The sequence below is a fragment of the Streptomyces sp. ISL-98 genome (assembly GCF_018614055.1).
Classification (GTDB): domain Bacteria; phylum Actinomycetota; class Actinomycetes; order Streptomycetales; family Streptomycetaceae; genus Streptomyces; species Streptomyces spiramyceticus.
On sequence record NZ_JAGGPB010000034.1, the window covers coordinates 264,783 to 284,589 of the forward strand.

Annotated in this window: 19 protein-coding genes; 7 read left to right on the forward strand and 12 right to left on the reverse strand. The window is 70.4% G+C overall.

Features of this window, described 5'->3' with window-relative positions:
- Positions 1–22: 22 nt before the first annotated feature.
- Genes J7I98_RS23310 through J7I98_RS23320 form a run of 3 tightly spaced genes read right to left on the reverse strand, consistent with a single transcriptional unit; the run spans position 23 to position 2,942 of the window.
- Positions 23–856 (reverse strand): ATP-binding cassette domain-containing protein, encoded by an 834-nt coding sequence (locus tag J7I98_RS23310; RefSeq protein WP_214924658.1) that lies wholly within the window; start codon positions 854–856, stop codon positions 23–25.
- Positions 853–1,848, reverse strand: coding sequence for an ABC transporter permease (locus J7I98_RS23315; protein ID WP_214924667.1), 996 nt, complete (start codon positions 1,846–1,848; stop codon positions 853–855). Before J7I98_RS23315 ends, J7I98_RS23310 begins: the two co-directional genes overlap by 4 nt.
- 56 nt (positions 1,849–1,904) lie before the next feature.
- Positions 1,905–2,942 (reverse strand): substrate-binding domain-containing protein, encoded by a 1,038-nt coding sequence (locus tag J7I98_RS23320; protein WP_214924669.1) that lies wholly within the window; start codon positions 2,940–2,942, stop codon positions 1,905–1,907.
- Positions 2,943–3,096: 154 nt separating this feature from the next.
- On the opposite strand from J7I98_RS23320, the gene J7I98_RS23325 reads away from it, so the two are divergent.
- Both J7I98_RS23325 and J7I98_RS23330 read left to right on the forward strand, forming a co-directional pair.
- Positions 3,097–3,264: a GH32 C-terminal domain-containing protein gene (locus J7I98_RS23325; protein ID WP_308377909.1), complete on the forward strand. Its 168-nt coding sequence runs from the start codon at positions 3,097–3,099 to the stop codon at positions 3,262–3,264.
- 39 nt (positions 3,265–3,303) lie between these two features.
- Positions 3,304–4,260 carry a carbohydrate kinase gene (locus J7I98_RS23330; RefSeq protein ID WP_214924678.1) on the forward strand — a complete coding sequence of 319 codons (957 nt, stop codon included), beginning with the start codon at positions 3,304–3,306 and terminating at the stop codon, positions 4,258–4,260.
- Between the two features lie 193 nt (positions 4,261–4,453).
- On the opposite strand, the gene J7I98_RS23335 is transcribed toward J7I98_RS23330, so the two are convergent.
- Both J7I98_RS23335 and J7I98_RS23340 read right to left on the reverse strand, forming a co-directional pair.
- Positions 4,454–5,683: a GAF domain-containing protein gene (locus tag J7I98_RS23335; RefSeq protein ID WP_214925195.1), complete on the reverse strand. Its 1,230-nt coding sequence runs from the start codon at positions 5,681–5,683 to the stop codon at positions 4,454–4,456.
- A gap of 334 nt (positions 5,684–6,017) precedes the next feature.
- Positions 6,018–7,652 carry an acyl-CoA dehydrogenase family protein gene (locus tag J7I98_RS23340; RefSeq protein ID WP_214924681.1) on the reverse strand — a complete coding sequence of 545 codons (1,635 nt, stop codon included), beginning with the start codon at positions 7,650–7,652 and terminating at the stop codon, positions 6,018–6,020.
- A gap of 17 nt (positions 7,653–7,669) precedes the next feature.
- On the opposite strand from J7I98_RS23340, the gene J7I98_RS23345 reads away from it, so the two are divergent.
- The 3 genes from J7I98_RS23345 (at position 7,670) to J7I98_RS23355 (ending at position 10,715) form a co-directional block, all read left to right on the forward strand.
- Positions 7,670–8,797: a YihY/virulence factor BrkB family protein gene (locus tag J7I98_RS23345; protein ID WP_214924689.1), complete on the forward strand. Its 1,128-nt coding sequence runs from the start codon at positions 7,670–7,672 to the stop codon at positions 8,795–8,797.
- Between the two features lie 108 nt (positions 8,798–8,905).
- Complete coding sequence (locus tag J7I98_RS23350) at positions 8,906–9,610, forward strand: response regulator transcription factor (protein ID WP_214924702.1); 705 nt, start codon at positions 8,906–8,908, stop codon at positions 9,608–9,610.
- Positions 9,603–10,715: a sensor histidine kinase KdpD gene (locus tag J7I98_RS23355; protein WP_214924712.1), complete on the forward strand. Its 1,113-nt coding sequence runs from the start codon at positions 9,603–9,605 to the stop codon at positions 10,713–10,715. Before J7I98_RS23350 ends, J7I98_RS23355 begins: the two co-directional genes overlap by 8 nt.
- Here the strand turns inward: J7I98_RS23355 and J7I98_RS23360 are convergent.
- Positions 10,690–11,895, reverse strand: coding sequence for a GTP-binding protein (locus tag J7I98_RS23360; RefSeq protein ID WP_214924714.1), 1,206 nt, complete (start codon positions 11,893–11,895; stop codon positions 10,690–10,692). The two genes, J7I98_RS23355 and J7I98_RS23360, sit on opposite strands and share 26 nt — an antisense overlap.
- A gap of 20 nt (positions 11,896–11,915) precedes the next feature.
- Complete coding sequence (gene rpmF / locus J7I98_RS23365) at positions 11,916–12,086, reverse strand: 50S ribosomal protein L32 (RefSeq protein ID WP_214924716.1); 171 nt, start codon at positions 12,084–12,086, stop codon at positions 11,916–11,918.
- A gap of 150 nt (positions 12,087–12,236) precedes the next feature.
- On the opposite strand from rpmF, the gene J7I98_RS23370 reads away from it, so the two are divergent.
- A complete protein-coding gene (locus J7I98_RS23370; protein WP_214924719.1) occupies positions 12,237–13,136 on the forward strand; it encodes a slipin family protein in 900 nt (299 codons plus the stop codon).
- Between the two features lie 5 nt (positions 13,137–13,141).
- Here the strand turns inward: J7I98_RS23370 and J7I98_RS23375 are convergent, their stop codons facing one another.
- The 5 genes from J7I98_RS23375 to J7I98_RS23395 form a co-directional block, all read right to left on the reverse strand.
- Positions 13,142–14,056 carry a LysR family transcriptional regulator gene (locus J7I98_RS23375; RefSeq protein WP_214924722.1) on the reverse strand — a complete coding sequence of 305 codons (915 nt, stop codon included), beginning with the start codon at positions 14,054–14,056 and terminating at the stop codon, positions 13,142–13,144.
- The gene (locus J7I98_RS23380) at positions 14,053–15,234 is read right to left on the reverse strand and encodes a glycine C-acetyltransferase (RefSeq protein WP_214924723.1); all 1,182 of its coding nucleotides are present in this window, start codon (positions 15,232–15,234) and stop codon (positions 14,053–14,055) included. Before J7I98_RS23380 ends, J7I98_RS23375 begins: the two co-directional genes overlap by 4 nt.
- Before the next feature lie 223 nt (positions 15,235–15,457).
- A complete protein-coding gene (gene tdh / locus J7I98_RS23385; RefSeq protein WP_214924725.1) occupies positions 15,458–16,486 on the reverse strand; it encodes an L-threonine 3-dehydrogenase in 1,029 nt (342 codons plus the stop codon).
- Between the two features lie 138 nt (positions 16,487–16,624).
- The gene (locus tag J7I98_RS23390; RefSeq protein WP_308377901.1) at positions 16,625–17,386 is read right to left on the reverse strand and encodes a class I SAM-dependent methyltransferase; all 762 of its coding nucleotides are present in this window, start codon (positions 17,384–17,386) and stop codon (positions 16,625–16,627) included.
- A 125-nt stretch (positions 17,387–17,511) separates the two neighbouring features.
- Positions 17,512–18,333, reverse strand: coding sequence for an MBL fold metallo-hydrolase (locus J7I98_RS23395; RefSeq protein ID WP_214924727.1), 822 nt, complete (start codon positions 18,331–18,333; stop codon positions 17,512–17,514).
- A gap of 395 nt (positions 18,334–18,728) precedes the next feature.
- On the opposite strand from J7I98_RS23395, the gene J7I98_RS23400 reads away from it, so the two are divergent.
- Positions 18,729–19,793 carry a glycosyltransferase family 2 protein gene (locus J7I98_RS23400; RefSeq protein WP_214924731.1) on the forward strand — a complete coding sequence of 355 codons (1,065 nt, stop codon included), beginning with the start codon at positions 18,729–18,731 and terminating at the stop codon, positions 19,791–19,793.
- Positions 19,794–19,807: the final 14 nt, after the last annotated feature.

The window sequence follows — 19,807 nt, forward strand, 5'->3', positions numbered from 1 at the left end:
TCACCGCATCTCTCAGCTCAGCTCAGTCCACTCCGGCGGCCTTCGCTGCCTCCCGGTCGGTTACGACCGTACCGCCGTCGTCACCCCCGACCTGAAGGGCCCCGGTCATGATCGCCACTACCTCCGCCATGGAATGGTCCTGCGGTCGGATCTCCGCCACCCGCCGCCCCAGCCGCTGTACGTGGATGCGGTCCGCGATCTCGAAGACGTGCGGCATGTTGTGGCTGATGAGTACGACGGGCAGGCCCCTGTCCCGTACCCGCCTGATCATGTCCAGGACCTGTCCCGACTCCTTCACGCCGAGCGCGGCCGTAGGTTCGTCCATCACCACCACATGCCGGGCCCAGGCGACCGCACGGGCCACCGCGACGCCCTGGCGCTGACCGCCGGAGAGCGTCTCGACGGACTGGGTGAGCGACCGCAGCCCGATCTTCAGGTCGGCCATGTGGGCGGCCGACTCCTCCCGCATCCGCTTCTTGTCGAGCATGCGGAAGACGGTGCCCAGCGGGCCCGGCCTTCGGATCTCCCTGCCCAGGAACATATTGCTCGCTATGTCGAGGGAGGCCGCGACCGCCAGATCCTGGTAGACGGTCTCGATTCCGTGCCGGCGTGCGTCGAGCGGATCACGGAAGCGGACCGGTTCCCCGTCGAGCTCGATCGTGCCCTCGTCGGGCTGTACGGCGCCGGTGAGGGCCTTGATCAGGCTGGACTTGCCCGCGCCGTTGTCTCCGATGACCGCGAGGACCTCGCCGGGCATCAGGTCGAAGTCGGCGCCGTCCAGGGCGGTGACCTGGCCGTACCGCTTGACCAGGCCTCGGGCGCGCATCACGGGAGTGGTCGTGGGTGTGGTGGTCATCGGCTGGCCTTCCTGCGGGAGATCTGGTCGACGGTCACGGCGAGGATCACCAGGGCGCCCGTGATGAGGGTCTGGTAGATGGAACCGACCCCCATCAGCTGGAGGCCGTTGCGGAACACGCCGACGATCAGGGCGCCGACGAGCGTGCCGAGCACCGCGCCCCGGCCGCCGAACAGGCTCGTACCGCCCAGGACGACCGCCGTGATCGCGTCGAGGTTGTCGGTCTGGCCCGCCTTCGGGTCGCCGACTCCCGTACGGGAGACGAGGAGCAGGGCCGCGATGCCGTAGATGAGTCCTGCGGTGGCGTAGATGCCGAGCTGGAGGCGGGTGGTGCGGATGCCGGTGAGGCGGGCGACGTCGGGGCTGTTGCCCAGGGCGTACGTGTGCTTGCCCCACGCGGTCTGGCTGAGCATGTACGCGAAGGCGAGGAAGAGGACGATGGTCAGCACCGAGCCGTACGTGATGTCGGTGCGGCCGAGCGGGAAGGTTTCGCCGAGGCCGGTCAGCGCTGCCGGCAGGTCGGTGATGGTCTGCTCGTCCGAGTAGATGTGGGTGAGCGCGAAGGCCACGTTGAGCATGCCGAGCGTCACGATGAACGGCGGCAGCTTCACCAGTGTCACCAGCGCGCCGTTGACCAGCCCGAAGAGCGCGCACACGCCGATACCGGCGCCGATCGCGACCAGCGGCGGCAGTGTCCCTTCCGCCGCGAGCTTCGCCATCACGATGGTGCCGAAGGCCATCACGGCGCCGCAGGACAGGTCGATGCCGGCGGTGAGGATGATCAGCGTCTGGCCGAGGGCGAGGGTGCCGACGACCATGACCTGCTGGACGACGAGCGAGAGGTTGCCGCCGGACAGGAACTGGTCGCTCTGGAAGGCGAAGAAGACGCAGGCAACGAGCAGGGCGACGAGCGGCCCGGCGGTCGGATGGGCGGTCACTGCACGCCAGTTGGGCGTCACCGGAATGGTCCGTGGCGCGGTGGAGGTGGTCATGGGGCTCCTTGGTTCATGGATGTACGGGCGATGTTTCGCGGGACGGGGCCCCGGGCCTATCCCCAGCAGTTCTCCAGCCCGTACGCGGCGTCCTTGGCGCTCACGCCCGCCGCGGGCTTGTCGGTGATGAGCTGGACGCCCGTGTCGACGTAACCGCTCGCCTTCTTGCCGTCCATGGCGTACGCCGTCACGGCCTTGACGCCCTTGGACGCCATGAGTAGCGGGTACTGCTGTGAAGTGGCGGCGATCCTGCCCGACTTGACGGCCTCGGTGCCGGTGCAGCCGCCGTCGACGGACACGATCAGTACGTCTTTCTCGCGACCCTTGGCCTTGAGCGCCGTGTACGCGCCGAGCGCGGCGGGCTCGTTGATCGTGTAGACGACGTTGATGCCGGGGGCCTTCTGGAGGCAGTTCTCCATCGCCGTCTGGCCCTTGGACTGGTCGCCGCCGGTGTCCTGGGAGCAGACGACCGACGGATCGCCCTTCTTGATCCCGTAGCCCTTCAGGAAACCGTCGTGGCGCAGCTGCCCGACGGCGACCCCGGGGGCGAGGTCGAGGGTGGCGATCTTCGCCTCCTTGCCGCGCATGGCGGCCTTCGCGTACGCGCCGATCAGCTCGCCGGCCTTGAGGTTGTCGGTGGCGAAGAGTGCGTCGGCGGCGTCCTGCGGATCGGTCGGGCTGTCGAGCGCGATGACCAGAACGCCCTTTTTCCGGGCCTGTTCGACGGCGGGGACGATCGCCTTGGAGTCGTTGGGGGTGATCAGGATGCCTTTGACTCCGGCGGCGACCATGTTCTCGATCGCGGTGACCTGGCCTTCGTTGTCGCCGTCGAACTTGCCTGCGGCCGTGCTCAGTTCGGCGCCCTCGGCCTTCGCCGCCTGGGCGGCGCCCTCCTTCATCTTGACGAAGAAGGGGTTGGTGTCCGTCTTGGTGATCAGGCCGACCTTGACCTTTCCTCCGCTGCCGTTGGACCCCTGGGCCCCCTCGCCGCATCCGGCGAGCAGCAGGGCGGCGGACGCGGTGCAGGCGGCAAGGGCTGTGGTGGTGCGGGCGGTGCGTGCTGTGCCGGCAGTGCGGGTGGTGCGTCGCTTCATGGCGCGGCTCCTCAATGGCGTGGGCTGTCATCGTTGACTTATGTCAACGTTGACATCGACTCGCCCAGATGGTGGACTCCGCGGCGAGCAACGTCAATGCCCCCTACGCGTAACGAGTTGGCAACGGAGGCCATCCAGATGAGCCGACGTCCTGATCGACCGGTCCTCCGTCGAGGTCTTCACCGGCGACGGCACGGCGCTGAGCGCCCGCGTGTACCCGCGCTACCGCGAGTTCGACGCCGTCGAATTCACGGCAGAGGGCGGTGGACTGCGTCTGAAGAGAGCCACGCTGACCCGCCCCGGCTCGTCCTGGACCGACTGACCGACCTCCCAGATCTCCCCCTCTCCCGAAAGGACCCTCATGCCCGCGACCCGCCCCGTGGCAGTACTCGGCGAATGCGTTGCCGACGCCTTCGTCGCTCCGGCGCACGACGACGCCCCGGGCCTCAGGCTCGACGTACTGCCCGGTGGCGGGCCCGCCAACACCGCGGTGGCGCTCGCCCGGCTCGCCACCCCCACCCACTTCATCGGCCGCCTCTCCACCGACGTCTTCGGCAGGCTCTTCCGCAGCCACCTCGCCGCATCGGGCGTCAACCTCGACTCCTGTACGGACGCCACCGAGCCCAGCACCCTCGCCGTCGCGGGCCTGGCGCCCGACGGCAGCGCCGACTACTCCTTCCACGCCGAAGGGACCGCAGACTGGCAGTGGACGGCCGACGAACTCGCCGCCGCCGAGCTCGTCGACGCGGCCTGCCTGCACACCGGTTCACTCGCCCTTGTGCGTGGCCCGGGCGCGTCCGCCGTGGAGGAACTGCTGTGCGCGGTACGTCCGTACAGCACCATCAGCATCGACCCCAACGTGCGCCCGCACCTGGTCGACCCCGCCGTCTACCGGACCCGACTGCCCCGCTGGTGCGCCCTCGCCGACATCCTGCGCATGAGCGACGACGACCTGTCGGAACTGCACCCCGGCGTCGCGCCGGAGGCGGCGTGCGACACCTGGCACGAGGCGGGCGCGACCCTGGTGGTCGTCACGCGCGGCGCCGACGGCGTGCTCGTCTCGTACGCCGGCGAGCGGCTGCATGTGCCGTCGCCGCCGGTCGACGTTGTGGACACGGTGGGCGCGGGGGACGCGTTCACGGCGGGACTGCTGCACCGGCTGCACGCGGCGGGGCTGCTCGGCGGCCGGCTCGACGGGCTGTCGTGGCGGCAGATCGAGGATGCGGTCGCTTTCGGCACGGAGATCGCCGCTGCGACCTGCGCGGTACGCGGCGCGAACCCACCCCGAGTGAACAGTTCGGCGCCGGCGTGCCCTTAGCCGGTGGGCCGTGCGGGTGCCTGCGGGCTTGTTCCCCTACCCGCCCCTTTCACGAAGCTGTGGGGGCAAGCCCTCAGACCCCCGGACGCCCGTCCGGCGTTTGAGGAGCGGGTCTGGGGCGGGGCCCCAGTTCGGGAAGGGGCGGGCAGGGGAACAGCCCCGCAGGCACCCCGCTGGAAGCGGCCGGCGTTGGCTAGCCCTGGCCCGCGTCCCGGTTCCGCCGCGCCCCCGTGATCGCCGGTGCCGTGGAGTGCGGCAGCAGGTACGCCGGGTGGGCCGGGCGGATCACCTCCACCTCCACCTCGTCCACGAAGCGGTACGGGCGATGCGCCAGCACCTCCGCCAAGTGGCGCCGCAGACGCGACATTTCCGCTCGTACCGTCACGGTCCGAGTCGGATCGCCGAACAGGTCGGACGCCAGCTGGGCCGCGCTGCGCCCCTCCCGGTGCACGCTCAGCAGGTACAGCAACTCGGCGTGCCGCGGGCTGAGTTCATGCGTCCACGGCCCCGCCTCACCCGCCCCCGACACCGTCACCGACGACCGGCTCCGGTTGCTCAGGTCCAGTACGACCCGACTCGCCGCACCCACCTCCGAGCCCCGCTCCTCCACCCGCACCAGCCAGCCCCCCGGCAGCGGCTCCACCGCGCACATCCCCAGCGACGGCAGCCATCTCCGCCCCGCCCGGAACGACTTCGGCAGCGGCAGCCGCCCGACCGGCGGCATCCCGGTCACCGCCGCCAGCCAACCGTGCGAGTCCACCACCAGCGCCCGGCCGCCCACCCGGCACAGCACCGGCGCCGCCACCGAGCGCAGCTGCTCGACCGTGGCGAGGTGGCGCTGTCGCAGCTCGGCCTCCGCCAGCTTGGCCACCGAGTCGACCAGGGCCAGCGTGGCCGGGTGGAAGGTGGAGTCGACGCCGCTGACGTCTATGACGCCGAGCAGCCGCCCGTCCCGCGGATCGTGCACGGGCGCGGCGGCGCAGGTCCAGTTGTGGAGCGTACGTACGAAATGCTCGGCAGAGTGCACCTGGACGGGCCGGCGCAACTCCAGCGCCGTACCGATCGCGTTCGTGCCCGTCGTGTCCTCGCTCCACGCGGCGCCCTCTTCGAGACAGATGGACCCGGCCTTGCGCATCACCGCCCGGTCGCCGTCGCGCCACAGCACGCGTCCCTCGTCGTCGGTCACCACCATCATCTGCTGGGACGCCTGCACGACCGCGACCAGCCCCTGGCTGAGCGAGGGCAGCACCTCGCCCAGCGCGGTGGATCTGCGCCGGTGTTCCAGCTCACCGGCCGGCAGCAGGTCACTGCTGGTGCTCCGGTCGGGGTCGACCCCGATGCGCAGCATGCGCTGCCAGGAGGCGTCGATCACGGCGCGCGGCGCGACGGGCGCCGGATCGCCGGAGAGGGCGGCGGCCCGCATTCCGTGGAGCCTGCGGGCGGTCTCCGCGGTGTGCCGGGAGTTGAGCCGGGCCAGGCCGTGCGGGTCGAGTGGGTCGATCTTCACTGGGATTACCCCGTCACTGCTGTGAGGTCACGAGGGCACAAGGTCCCTGGGTCACCCGTATGCGAGGTGGTTGTTCCCTATCGTGCCCCTCCGTCGGCGTGCTCGCCCGCCAGTCCGCACAAACAGTGCAACCGTTTGCAACTCTCGTGCAGGGGCCCCGACTTGTACGAGGGTGGAGGTGTCAGTCGGGGTGGTGCCGTGTCGGCGCAGCACCACCCCGGCGACACCCGGCTGCATGGGCCGGGACCCGTCAGACGACCGCCCGCGCCCGCTCCACGACCGACGCGAGATCGAGGCTGTGCGGCAGTGTTCCGAAGGCCGCGCCCCAGTCCCCGCCGAGCCGCGACGCGCAGAACGCGTCAGCGACCTCCGGCGGCGCCCACCGCACCAGCAGCGAGCCCTGCAGCACGAGCGCCATCCGCTCGACGAGCCTGCGCGCACGCCCCTCCATGCCCTCCAGATCGGCGAGTTCGGTCAGCAGGCCCTTGATCGCCCCGTCGAGCCGGTGATCGGCGCCGCGCGCCTGCCCGATCTCGGTGAGGAAGGCATTGAGCGCCTGCGGTTCGCGCTGCAGCGCCCGCAGGACATCCAGCGCCTGTACGTTCCCCGAGCCCTCCCAGATCGAGTTCAGCGGCGACTCGCGCAGCAGCCGCGGCATCCCCGACTCCTCGACGTACCCGTTGCCGCCCAGGCACTCCAGCGCCTCGGCGGTGACCGGCGTGCACCGCTTCGTCACCCAGTACTTCGCGGCAGGCACCGCGAGCCGCAGGAACGCCCGGTCCTGCTCGGTGTCGCTGTCGTACGCCGCCGCGAGCCGCATCGCGAGCGTCGTCGCCGCCTCCGACTCCAGCGCCAGGTCGGCCAGTACGTTGCGCATCAGCGGCTTGTCGATCAGCTTGCCGCCGAAGGCGCTGCGGTACGCCGCATGGTGCGTGGCCTGCGCCACCGCCTGGCGCATCAGCGCCGCCGAGCCGACCACGCAGTCCAGCCGGGTCGCGGCCACCATCTCGATGATGGTGCGCACGCCGCGCCCCTCCTCGCCGACCAGCCGCGCCCACGTCCCGTCGAACTCGACCTCGCTCGACGCGTTGGACCTGTTGCCCAGCTTGTCCTTGAGGCGCTGGATCCGGAACACGTTGCGCGTCCCGTCCGCCAGTACCCGCGGCACCAGGAAGCAGCTCAGGCCGCCCGGGGCCTGCGCCAGGACCAGGAATCCGTCGCACATCGGTGCCGAACAGAACCACTTGTGCCCGGTGAGCAGATACTCACCCTCGCCCGCCAGCGGCTCCGCGCTCGTCGTGTTGGCCCGGACGTCGCTGCCGCCCTGCTTCTCGGTCATGCCCATCCCGAAGAGCGCCCCCGTCTTGAGCGACGGGATTCTCAGCTCCTCCTCGTACACGTGAGAGGTGAGCCGGGGCTCCCACTCGGAGGCCAGTTCGGGGTTCGCACGCAGGGCGGGCACCGCCGCGTGCGTCATGGACAGCGGGCAGCCGTGCCCCGCCTCGGCCTGCGTCCACACGAGGAACCCGGCCGCGCGCCGGACGTGCCCGTCGGGGCGGCCCCAGGCGTCCGTAAGGCCTGCCGAGACGGCGTGTCCGAGGAGGCGGTGCCAGGCCGGATGGAACTCGACCTCGTCGATTCGGTTGCCGTAGCGGTCGTGCGTCCGCAGTTTTGGCGGGTTCTCGTTGGCCTGGACCCCCCATTCCTGTGCCTGGACGGACCCGGCGGTGCGGCCGAGCGCCGTCAGCTCCTGCCGTACGTCTTCGAGGAGTCCGGGGGTGACGTGCCGCTCCACGCCCTCGCTCAGGGCCCGGTCGGCGGTGAAGACGTCGTACCCCACCAGGGGCGGAGCCTGATTGGTCACTGTGTGTGTCGTGGCTGCCATGCCGCTACGGTAAGGAGGTGCAGGCAGCAAAAGAAACACCCGAACGGCCTCATGGCAGGCTTCACCGGGCCAGAGTCCTCTATCGCAATGTCTCCAAGCGCAAGTTGGTTTGGCTGCTGCTGAAGGACACCGTCAACTCGTGCATCGAGTACCGCATCCTCGGTCTCGCCGCAGAGGCGGCGTTCTTCACCCTGCTGTCCCTCCCACCCCTGCTGCTCGGCATGATCGGTCTGCTCGGTTACGTCGATGCCTGGACCAGCACCGAGACGGTCGCGTCCATCGAGCGGAACATCCTGACCGCCGCTGAAGCCGTCCTCTCCGACCGAGGCGTGAACGACTTCGCCAAACCGCTCCTGGACGACGTCACCAAGGGCGCGCGGCCCGATGTCATCTCTCTCGGCTTCGCCATCGCACTCTGGTCGGGCTCACGCGCGGTCAATGTCTTCATCGACACGATCACCGTGATGTACGGCCTCGACGGCCACCGCGGCATCGTGAAGACGCGGCTGCTGGCCTTCCTGCTGTACATCGTGGCGCTGATCATCGGCGCGGTGGTGCTGCCGCTGATGGTGGTCGGACCGGACCGGGTGGTTGACCTGGTGCCGTTCGGCACGGAGGTCATCAGTGTCCTGTACTGGCCGGTCGTCACCCTGCTGTCCGTCGCCTTCCTCACCACGCTCTACCACGTCTCGGTGCCGGTCCGTTCGCCCTGGATCGAGGACATCCCCGGGGCGCTGATGGCCCTCGGCATGTGGGTGCTCGGCAGCTTCCTGCTGCGCATCTACCTGACCAGGACCGTCGAGGGCGTCTCCATCTACGGCTCCCTGGCCGCCCCCATCGCCGTCCTCCTGTGGATCGGCATCTCGGCGTTCGCGGTCCTGGCGGGCGCTGCCGTCAACGCCGCGATCGACCGTGTCTGGCCGTCGGTGGCCACGGCGGCGGCCCGCGAGGCGAACGACCGCGTACGGACGGCCCAGGCGGCGGCGGTGATAGCGCGCGCGGAGGCGGCGCGCTCGGCGGAGGGCGACGCGGACGAATCCGACCCGGACATGCCGTCGGAGTTCCCGGAGCGGTGGTCGCGATTCCTGCCGCCGGACGACGTGAAGTCCCGACTGCACTCGGGCAAGGACAAGGGACAGCTTTAGTCGGGGGAGTACCCGCACCGTCACCGCACCAGCACCAGCACCCGACGTCACGGCTTCGTAAGGCGCCGCCCGCCCCGCACCCCGCCCCATGTCGACGACACTGGCCCCATGCAGACCATCCTGGTCGTCGACGACGACCCCACGGTCGCCGAGGTCGTCACCGGCTATCTGGAACGTGCCGGCTTCGCCGTGACCCCCGCCGCCGACGGCCCTGAGGCCCTTCGGCAGGCGGCGGACCGCAGGCCCGACCTCGTGGTCCTGGATCTCATGCTGCCCGGCATGGACGGCCTGGAGGTGTGCCGCAAGCTCCGCGCCGACGGACCCGTCCCGGTCATCATGCTCACCGCGCGCGGCGACGAGGACGACCGGATCCTGGGCCTGGAGGTCGGGGCCGACGACTACGTCACCAAGCCGTTCAGCCCACGCGAGCTCGTGCTGCGCGTCGAGTCCGTACTGCGCCGTGCCGCGCTCCAGCACCAGGGCCCACGGGTGCAGGCCGCCGGGATCACCCTCGACCCCGAGGCCCGCCGCGCCACCAAGGCAGGGGCCGAACTCGCCCTCACCCTCAGGGAGTTCGATCTCCTCGCGCACCTCATGCTCCACCACGGCCAGGCGCTGAGCCGGGAGCGGCTGATGCATGACGTGTGGGGCTGGGAGTTCGGCGACCTGTCGACGGTCACCGTCCATGTGCGGCGGCTGCGCGGCAAGATCGAGGACGACCCGGCACGACCGCGCCTCATCCGGACGGTATGGGGAGTCGGCTACCGCTTCGATGCCGACCGACTCGACGAAGGCGGGGTCTCACATGCGTGACCTCCTGCTCATCGCCTTCTTCGCCTTCCTCGGCGCCGCAGCCGCCGGCCTCCTCGGCGCCGTGGCCCTGCGCCTGCTCCGCCACCGCTCCGTCGCCGTGTCGCTGACGGTCGTCGCCGCCGTCACGGTCACCGCGATGCTCGCGGGCACGCTCTCCGTGGCGCAGGCGATGTTCCTGTCCCCGCACGACCTGACCGTGGTGACGACGGTCGTCGCGATGGCCGCCGTCGTCTCCCTGGCCACCGCGCTGCTCCTCGGCCGCTGGGTCGTCGCGCGCAGCAACGCCCTGAAGCTGGCGGCCCGTACCTTCGGCGACGGCGGCGACTTCGCGGCGCCGACGGGATCCTCCACCGCCGAACTGGACGCCCTGGGCCGTGAGCTGGCGTCCACCAGCGCCAAACTCGCCGCCTCCCGCGAACGCGAGCGCGCGCTGGAGACCTCCCGGCGCGAACTTGTCGCCTGGATCTCGCACGACCTGCGCACCCCGCTGGCCGGCCTGCGCGCCATGTCCGAGGCGCTGGAGGACGGCGTCGTCGCCGACCCGCCCCGCTACCACCGGCAGATGCGCACCGAGGTCGACCGGCTCAACTCCATGGTCGGCGACCTCTTCGAGCTCTCCCGCATCCACGCGGGCGCGCTCGCCCTCACGCCGATCCGTATATCGGCGTACGACCTGGTGGGCGAGGCCATCGCGGGCGCGGACCCACTGGCCCGCGCCCAGGGCGTACGCCTCGTCGGCGACGCGGTGGAGGCTCTGCCGCTCGAAGTCGACGCACGCGAGATGACCCGCGTCCTCGCCAACCTCCTGGTCAACGCCATCCGCCGTACCCCCGCCGACGGCACGGTCGCGGTCGCCGCCGAACTACGCGACGACTCGGTGGTGCTGTCCGTCACCGACGGCTGTGGCGGCATCCCGACCGAGGATCTCCCGCGCGTCTTCGACACGGGCTGGCGCGGCACCGAGGCCCGTACGCCCCCGGCGGGCGCGGGCCTCGGGCTCGCCATCGTGCGCGGCATCGTCGAGGCCCACGCGGGCCGTGCAGACGTACGCAATGTGAAGGGCGGCTGCCGCTTCGAGGTCACACTGCCCGCGGCGCCGCGCTGACGGTCAGGAGCTCTTGCTCCGGCTCGTGGTCGCACGCGTCGTCGATGCCGTACGTGTCCCACGCGGGGAAGGGATCGTCCGCCGGGGCGCCTGCGTCCTCGCCGACCGCGGTGAGGCATGCGGTGAGCGCCGTGTGCAGCGCCTCGGCCCGCAATCCGGTGCCGATGAAGACCAGTTCCTGGCCCTGCTCGGTGGCCGAATCCGCGTCGCGCGCCCCCGAGGGCTCGAACCTGGCGACCGCCCCGGCCTGCGACCACAGGCCGGTCACCCGCGGGCGGCTGGCCAGCCAGAAGAAGCCCTTGGAGCGCAGGATCTGCCCGTACGTGCCGCTGTCGAGTTCCTGCGTGACGAAGTCCCACAGGCGCCCGGGATGGAACGGCCGCTCGGCGCGGAACACGGTGCTCGAAATGCCGTACTCCTCCGTCTCCGGCACATGGTCGCCGTTCAGCTCCCGCACCCAGCCGGGCGCCAGCTGGGCCTTCTCCAGGTCGAAGAGGCGGGTGCCTAGCACGTCGGCGGGGGCCACGCGCCCGTGGGTCGCGGCGACGATCCTTGCCGCCGGGTTGAGGCGCGAGAGGGCCGCCCGGAGCCGGTGTGCCGTCTCCGAGTCCACGAGGTCGAGCTTGTTGAGCACGATGACGTCGGCGAACTCGATCTGGTCCATCAGCAGATCACTGACCGTGCGGTCGTCGTCCTCGTACTGGTCGAGCCCCCGCTCGGCGAGCCCGTCGCCACCGTTCAGCTCGGGCAGGAAGCCCGCGGCATCGACCACCGTGACCATCGTGTCGAGCCGCGCCAGGTCGCCCAGCGTCGCGCCGTCGTCGCGCGGGAACGCGAATGTGGCGGCGACCGGCATGGGTTCGGAGATGCCGCTGGACTCGATGAGGAGGTAGTCGAAGCGCCCCTCCCTGGCCAGCCGGTCCACCTCTTCGAGCAGGTCGTCCCGCAGGGTGCAGCAGATGCACCCGTTGGTCAGCTCGACGAGGCGCTCCTCGGTGCGCGACAGCGCGGCCGTGCCGCCCCGCACGAGCGCGGCGTCGATGTTGACCTCGCTCATGTCGTTGACGATCACGGCGACCCGCAGCCCGTCCCGGTTGCCCAGGATGTGGTTGAGCAGCGTGGTCTTGCCCGCCCCGAGGAAGCCCGAGAGCACGGTCACGGGCAGTCGGTGCTGTGTCATGCCGGTCGGCGCCATGCCGGTCAGCCCTCGGGGCGCAGGAGCCCGCGCTCGTACGCCTTGGCCAGCCGTTGCGGCACCCGGTAGACCGAGCCGTCGACGGTGATGGGGACGAGCTGCGGCGTGGTGGCCTTCCACTGGGCGCGGCGGTGGCGGGTGTTGCTGCGGGACATCTTCCGCTTGGGTACGGCCATGGGGTCCTCCAGGGGTGAGTGCGATCGTCGGAACGCTACCTGCAAATGGATCCCGTTTTCAATTTGGCCGCTCATTGAGGCCCGTACTGCCGCGAATATCTGGGCGTATCGTGATATTTAGGCGCGTGATCGGGACCTCTGGGGGTCGAAATGGTCGAGGAGCTGTTGACAGCGGGAGCGGTGGCGGGATCCGCCGCTGTGCTGTACGTCATGGCGGCCGCCAGGGTGGTGCGGCAGTACGAACGGGGTGTCGTCCTCCGCCTCGGGCGGCTTCGCCGGAACATACGGACCCCCGGCTTCACCATGGTGATTCCGGCCGTGGACCGGCTGAACAAGGTGAACATGCAGATTGTGACGATGCCCGTGCCCGCCCAGGAGGGCATCACGCGTGACAACGTCACCGTGCGCGTCGACGCCGTCGTGTACTTCAAGGTCGTCGACCCGGCCGCCGCGATCATCGCGGTCGAGGACTACCGCTTCGCGGTGTCCCAGATGGCGCAGACCTCGCTGCGGTCGATCATCGGCAAGAGCGACCTGGACGACCTCCTGTCCAACCGCGAGAAGCTCAACCAGGGCCTTGAGCTCATGCTCGACAGCCCGGCCATCGGATGGGGCGTGCAGATCGACCGGGTCGAGATCAAGGACGTTTCGCTGCCGGAGACCATGAAGCGCTCCATGGCACGCCAGGCGGAGGCGGACCGCGAACGCCGCGCGCGCGTCATCAACGCGGACGCGGAGCTGCAGGCGTCCAAGAAGCTGGCCGAGGCCGCCGGGGTGATGTCCGAACAGCCCGCCGCGCTTCAACTCCGGCTGCTCCAGACCGTGGTGGCCGTCGCGGCCGAGAAGAACTCCACGCTCGTACTGCCGTTCCCGGTGGAGCTGCTCAGGTTCCTGGAGCGGGCGGCACAGCCGCAGCAGCCGCAGCAGCCGCAGCAGGCGCACGACGAGCCGCGGACCGAGGCCCGGCCCGAGCCCCCGTCGGCGCTCGCGGACGAGGAGCCGGCCCTGGCCGAGCCGCCGGTCACCGGCGACCACTCGATTCAACGGTAGAGCCGTCAGCCGGTGGAGAGACCGGCCGCGGATTCCGCCAGTGCGTCCAGAACCGGCCGGATCAGCGGATGGTGCTCGGCCCCTCGGCGTACGGCGGCGAACACCCGCCGCGTCGCGGCCGGGCCCGCCACGGGACGTACCACCGTGTCCTTGAGCTCCATCCCGCGCAGCGCCGAACGCGGCACCAGCGCCACTCCCGCGCCCGCCCCCGCCAGCGCCACCACGGCGCGGAAGTCGTCCGACGAGTGGACGAGCCGCGGCTGGAAGCCCGCGAGTTCACAGGCGAGCAGCATCACGTCGTGGCACGGATTGCCGGGGTACGGGCCGATCCAGTCGCTGTCGGCAAGCTCCGCGAGGGCTACGTGCGCGCCCTGCCCGAGCGGGTGCGAGGCGTGCAGTACGGCGTCGAAGGGCTCGGCGTACAGCGGTACGCGGGCCAGGCGCCGGTCGTCCTCGCGCGGGGCGCCCCGGTACTCGACGGCCAGCGCGACATCCGCCTCCCCGTCCAGCACCAGCGGCAGGCTCTCGTCGCCCTCGGCGTCCCGGACGCGGACACGGATGTCCGGGTGGCGGTCCGCGAGACGGCCGATCGCCGGGGCGAGCACCTCCGCGATGCCGGTCGCGAAGGCCACCACGCGCACTTCACCGGCCGCTCCGCCCGCGTACGCCGCGAGCTCGGCCTCGGCCCGCTCCAGCTGGGCGAGCACGGCGTTGGCGTGGGCCAGGAGAATGTCGCCGGCCGCGGTCAGCCGTACGCCCCTGCCGCTGCGGGTCAGCAGGGTGTGGCCGGTCTCCTGCTCCAGCGCGGCGAGCTGCTGGGACACGGCGGACGGGGTCAGGTACAGCGCCGCAGCCGCGGCGGTCACCGTCCGGTGGTCCGCCACGGCCCGCAGGATGCGCAGCCTTCGGGGGTCGATCACCCAGCCATTGTCGCCCGAGCGTCGATGAACGCCGCCACAGCCCGCTCCACGTCGGCGGTCGAGTGCGCGGCGGAGAGCTGGACCCGGATGCGGGCAGCGCCCATGGGGACGACGGGGTACGAGAAGCCGATCACGTACACGCCGCGCTCCAGGAGGAGTTCGGCCATGCGGCTCGCCTCCGCCGCGTCGCCGATCATGACGGGCGCGATGGCGTGGTCGCCGGGGAGGATCTCGAATCCCGCCTCGGTCATCTTCGTACGGAAGAGCTTGGTGTTGGCGGTGAGGCGCTCGCGCAGTTCACCGGCGGATTCGAGGAGGTCCAGGACCTTGATCGACGCGGCGGCGATCACCGGGGCGAGGGAGTTCGAGAAGAGGTACGGGCGCGAACGCTGGCGCAGCAGCTCGACGATCTCGGCGCGGGCGGCGACGTAACCGCCGGACGCGCCGCCGAGGGCCTTGCCGAGCGTGCCGGTGATGATGTCGACGCGGTCCATGACGCCGTGCAGCTCGGGGGTGCCGCGGCCGCCGGGGCCGACGAAGCCGACGGCGTGCGAGTCGTCGACCATGACCATGGCGTCGTACTGGTCGGCCAGGTCGCAGATCTCGGCGAGCGGGGCGACGTAGCCGTCCATCGAGAACACGCCGTCGGTGACGATCAGGCGGCGGCGGGCGTCCTGAGTGTCCTTGAGCTGCTGCTCCAGGTCGGCGAGGTCGCGGTTGGCGTAGCGGTGGCGGCGGGCCTTGGAGAGGCGGATGCCGTCGATGATCGAGGCGTGGTTGAGGGCGTCGGAGATGACGGCGTCCTCGGGGCCGAGGAGGGTCTCGAAGACGCCGCCGTTGGCGTCGAAGCAGGAGGAGTAGAGGATCGTGTCCTCCTGGCCCAGGAAGGCCGAGAGCCGCTGCTCCAGCTCCTTGTGGATCTCCTGGGTGCCGCAGATGAAGCGGACCGAGGCCATGCCGTAGCCCCAGCGGTCGAGGGCGTCCTTGGCGGCGGCGACGACGTCGGGGTGGTCGGCGAGGCCGAGGTAGTTGTTGGCGCAGAAGTTGAGTACGTCGCCGGAGGGGACGGAGACGGAGGCGTTCTGCGGGGTGGCGATGACGCGCTCGGGCTTGTAGAGACCGGCGGTGCGGATTTCGTCGAGGGTGGTGCGGAGGTCTTCGCGGACGGAGGTGAACATGGGCTTTGGCTCTCCTTGCGGTGGTTGGGTGGTGACGTCCGGGCTTCCGCTGCGCGGGGCTGCCCCTGTCCGCCCCTTTCCCGAAGCTGGGGGCAGGCCCCCAGACCCCCGGGACGCCCGTTCGAGGAGCGGGGTCTGGGGCGGAGCCCACGCGGTGGCAGCCGCACATGTCACAGCCGGGAAGGGGCGGGCAGGGGAAAGGCCCCGCCAGGGCAGGATCGGCTCAGCTCGTCCAGTCGAGGATGATCTTGCCGCTGCGCGCGGTCGCCGCTTCGTCGAACGCCGCGTCGAAGTCCTGGTAGCCGTAGCTGCCGGTGATCACCGGGCTGAGGTCAAGACCGCCCTCCAGCAGCACCGTCATCGCGTACCACGTCTCGTACATCTCACGGCCGTAGATCCCCTTGACCGTGATCATCGAGGTGACGATCTTCGACCAGTCGACGGCGAACTCCTCGGACGGCAGGCCGAGCATCGCGATCCGGCCGCCGTGCGTCATGTTCGCGACCATGTCCCGCATCGCCTCCGGCCGGCCCGACATCTCCAGACCGATGTCGAAGCCCTCCTTCAGCCCCAGCTGCCGCTGCGCGTCGGCGATGTCCGACTCGGCGACATTGAGCGCCAGCGTCGCGCCCGCCTTGCGGGCGATCGCCAGGCGGGACTCGCTGACGTCGGTGATGACGACATTGCGCGCACCGGCGTGCCGGGCGACGGCCGCGGCCATGATGCCGATCGGGCCCGCTCCGGTGATCAGTACGTCCTCGCCGACGAGCGGGAAGGAGAGCGCGGTGTGCACCGCGTTGCCGAACGGGTCGAAGATCGCCGCCACGTCCAGGTCCACCTTGGCGCGGTGCACCCACACATTGGACGCGGGCAGGGCGACGTACTCGGCGAACGCGCCGTTGCGGCCGACGCCGAGGCCGACGGTGGAGCGGCACAGGTGCCGGCGCCCGGCCAGGCAGTTGCGGCACTTCCCGCACACCAGGTGGCCCTCGCCGCTGACCAGGTCGCCGACCGCGATGTCCTGTACGTCCGCACCGACGGCCGCGACCTCGCCCACGAACTCGTGACCGAGAATGAGCGGTGTGGCAACGGCCTGCTGGGCCCAGCCGTCCCAGGATCTGATGTGCAGGTCCGTGCCGCAGATGCCGGTACGGAGCACCTTGATCAGCACGTCACCGGGCCCGGTCTCCGGCTCCGGCACGTCCATGAGCCACAGCCCGGGCTCGGCGTACTGCTTGACAAGTGCCTTCATGGCTGCGGCTCCAGGCGAGGTGACAGGGCTGATCGCGAACGCGTACCAATCTGTCGGGACCGGGGCGTGCAGTCCATCGAGGATTTCTTAACCGGGCCAACAGCGCAGCTTCACGCGTACGGCGAGGCCCGGTAGGCCCTATGCGACGCCGACCAGCACATAGCTGTGCCCGTACTGCCACACCGGGCCCGCCTCGGCGAAACCCGCCTTGCGCAGGAGGTCCGTATGGCACTCCAGGCTCAGCCCGTTGTCGCCGCCGCTGTCGAGGCGCCGTCGGCGGCGTTCCGCCATGAGGCCGGTCAGCTCCGGGGCGGCGAGCGCGGCGGCCCACCAGGACTGCCAGTCCTCATGGGCAGCGACCCCAAGACGGTCCGCGCGCCGGCGCCCCGCGTGCTGGGCGAGAGCAGCCAGCCGGGGCGCCTCGTGGTCGAAGTGGTCCGCGTTGACGAGTACGCCGCCGGGGCGCAGTGCGGCGTACAGACGTTCGTACACCTCGGAAAGGGCGGGCTGCGGAAGGTAGTGGAGCGCCGTGGTGGACACGGCGGCGTCCAGCGGGCCACCCAGTTCCAGTGTCTCGATCCAGCCGGGGGAGCCGATCGCCACATCGGCGAAGCGGACCGCCGTGCCGCAGTGCCTGCGCCCCAGCTCCAGCAGCAGCGGATCAGTGTCGACGGCGACGATCTCCCACGCCGGGTTACGGGCGGCCAGCCGCGCCGCCAGCGAACCGGGGCCGCACCCCAGATCGGCCACCAGGGGGCGCCGCTGTCCCGCCGTGACGTGCTCGACGACGTCCGCGATCACGGTGAAGCGTTCCTCGCGGTCGACCGCATAGCGTTCCTGCTGTAGATCCCATCGCCGGATCCACTCCGTCGCCGCGGCCGGCGTCAACTGCCCGGTCACCGTGCGCCCTTGTTTGCTTCGCCGTTTGCTTCGCCGCCCATGGGTGGTGTCGCCCTCTCGATCCGTGGTGCACCCACCCTACAACTTAACGACAATCATTGTCGTTAAGTTGTAGGTGATCGTATTTATGTGCGGGTCTCTGTGCGGGCGCCGGGTTCGAAGCCTGCGAGCATCTGTTCCAGTTCCTGCTGGTCGGGGCCGATGAAGGGATCCGAGCCGGGTGCCGCGGTGAGGGTGTCGATCATCCGCGGGGCAATACCGACGGCCGGCGGCAGATGGGTGCACATGACGGCCTCGGGGTCCATGACCCGCAAGGGTTCGAGGCTGGCGAGGAATCTGCCGACGTCCACGACATGGATCCAGGGGCTGTCCACCGTGGCCCACAGCAGCTGCGCCGCGCGCAGGTCGTCGGCGGCGACGTCCCCGGCGTTACCATCGGCGGCCACTTCCGCACTGGGCATGGGGCCGCCGAAGCAGTCGGAGCTGAAGCATGTGCGCGAGCGGTCGTCGTAGAAGCCGACGGTGGCCGGGTTGTCGAACAGCGGCGGCCGGAAAGCGCTGAGCGTACGGTCGCCCACGTCGAGGCTCTGGCCGGGGTTCACCAGGCAGACGCGGTCGAGCGGCAGCGGGCGCTCGGTGGACATGATGCCCGCGCCGAGGAACGTGGTCACGACTCGCGCCTTGGGGGCGGCAGCGAGCAGGTCGAACAGGCCGCCGGTGTGGTCGCGGTCCGGGTGCGTGAGCCATATCCAGCGTACGTCGGCGGGGTCGACGGCCGGGCCGAGCGTGGTCAGGAAGTCCCGGTCGGCGAGGCTGAGGCCGGTGTCGACGACGACCGGCTGCTCGGCATGCAGGACAAAGGAGTTGACCGGGAGGAAGCCGAGCCCCGGCACTTCGAGACAGTCCCCCAGCACGGTGATGTCGCGTCCGATTTTCTGCATGCTCATGGCTGGCCTCCTCAGGTCTCCTCTCCAGTTTCCTCCCGGCCGGTGCGGGCTGCCTGCCCGGTGAACCAGGCCAATCTCGCGCACTCCGTGTCCGGCGGTGTCCGTCGGCCACGGCCCGCGCCGGGCCGGAGCGAAATGCGGCCCCACAAAAGGGAACCAGGCTGATGCCCGGGGCGCGAATGGCTGGATCAATATGCACGGCCGACGTGGTCGGGTGACATGAATTGGCCGGATCGGGTGGCTGGTGGTCGCTCGTTCTCCCGGGCGGTATTGACTCGCGGCCCCGTCACCGATTCTCTTTGCTCTCTCCGGGGGCGGGGAATAGGTGAGCGTTGAATCAATGAGTTTCGAACGGAGAATGGGGGGCGTTCATGAATTTGTCCAAAGGTCATTCCATGCCAGGCGATAAGGCGCCGGTGATCGTGGCACTGATACCCGCCCACAACGAGGCCCGTCGCATCCGCGCCTCCGTCGCCGCGCTCCACCGCCAGAGACGTGTCCCCGACCGCATCGTCGTAGTGGCCGACAACTGCACCGACTCGACCGCCGACATCGCCCGGCTGGCGGGCGCGGCCGTCCTGACTTCCGAGAACAACCGGCACAAGAAAGCCGGCGCCCTCAACCAGGCCCTGGAACGGACCCTCCCCGAGCTCACCGACCATGACTTCGTCCTCGTCCAGGACGCCGACACCATGCTCCAGCCCTCCTTCGTCTCCAGTGCCGTCGCGGCAATGAGCCGCAAGGTGGGGGCCGTCGGCGGAATCTTCTACGGCGAGAAGGGCGGCGGCCTGCTAGGTGCGCTGCAGCGGGTGGAATTCCACCGTTACGCCCGCGAGATCACCCGCCGCCGCTACCGGGCCGACGTGCTGACCGGCACCGCGACCCTGTTCCGGGTGACCACCCTCCGCGAGGTCAAGCAGGCCAGGGCCGACGGCCGGATCGGCGGTGGCGACTCGTACTACTCGCTGGCCTCGCTCACCGAGGACGACGAAATGACCAAGGCCGTACGGACCTTGGGCTATCTGACGGTCTCGCCGCCCGGCTGCGGCGTGGTCACAGAAGTCATGACGACCGTCCCGAAGCTCTGGCACCAGCGACTCCGCTGGCAGCGCGGCGCCCTGGAGAACCTGCGCGACTACGGCTGGACGCGGGTCACGGCTCCGTACATCCTCCGCCAGATCTCCATGGGTCTGTCGGTCGTGTTCCTGGCGCTGTATCTCATCTTCACCGCATGGATGCTCACCCGGGGGCGGCCGGAGTTCTCGCCCTTCTGGATCGCGATCGGCCTCGTCTTCGTCGCGGAAAAGGTCATTACCGCCCGCGGCGCCGGCCGGCGAGCCCAGCTGCTCGCGGGGACGCTCGCCGTGGAGCTGGCGTACGACATGTTCCAGCACGCGGTCTACGTGCGCTCCCTCTGGGACATGGCACGGCGTCGTGAGGAGCGCTGGATCGCCACCTGAGTCACGACCCCCAT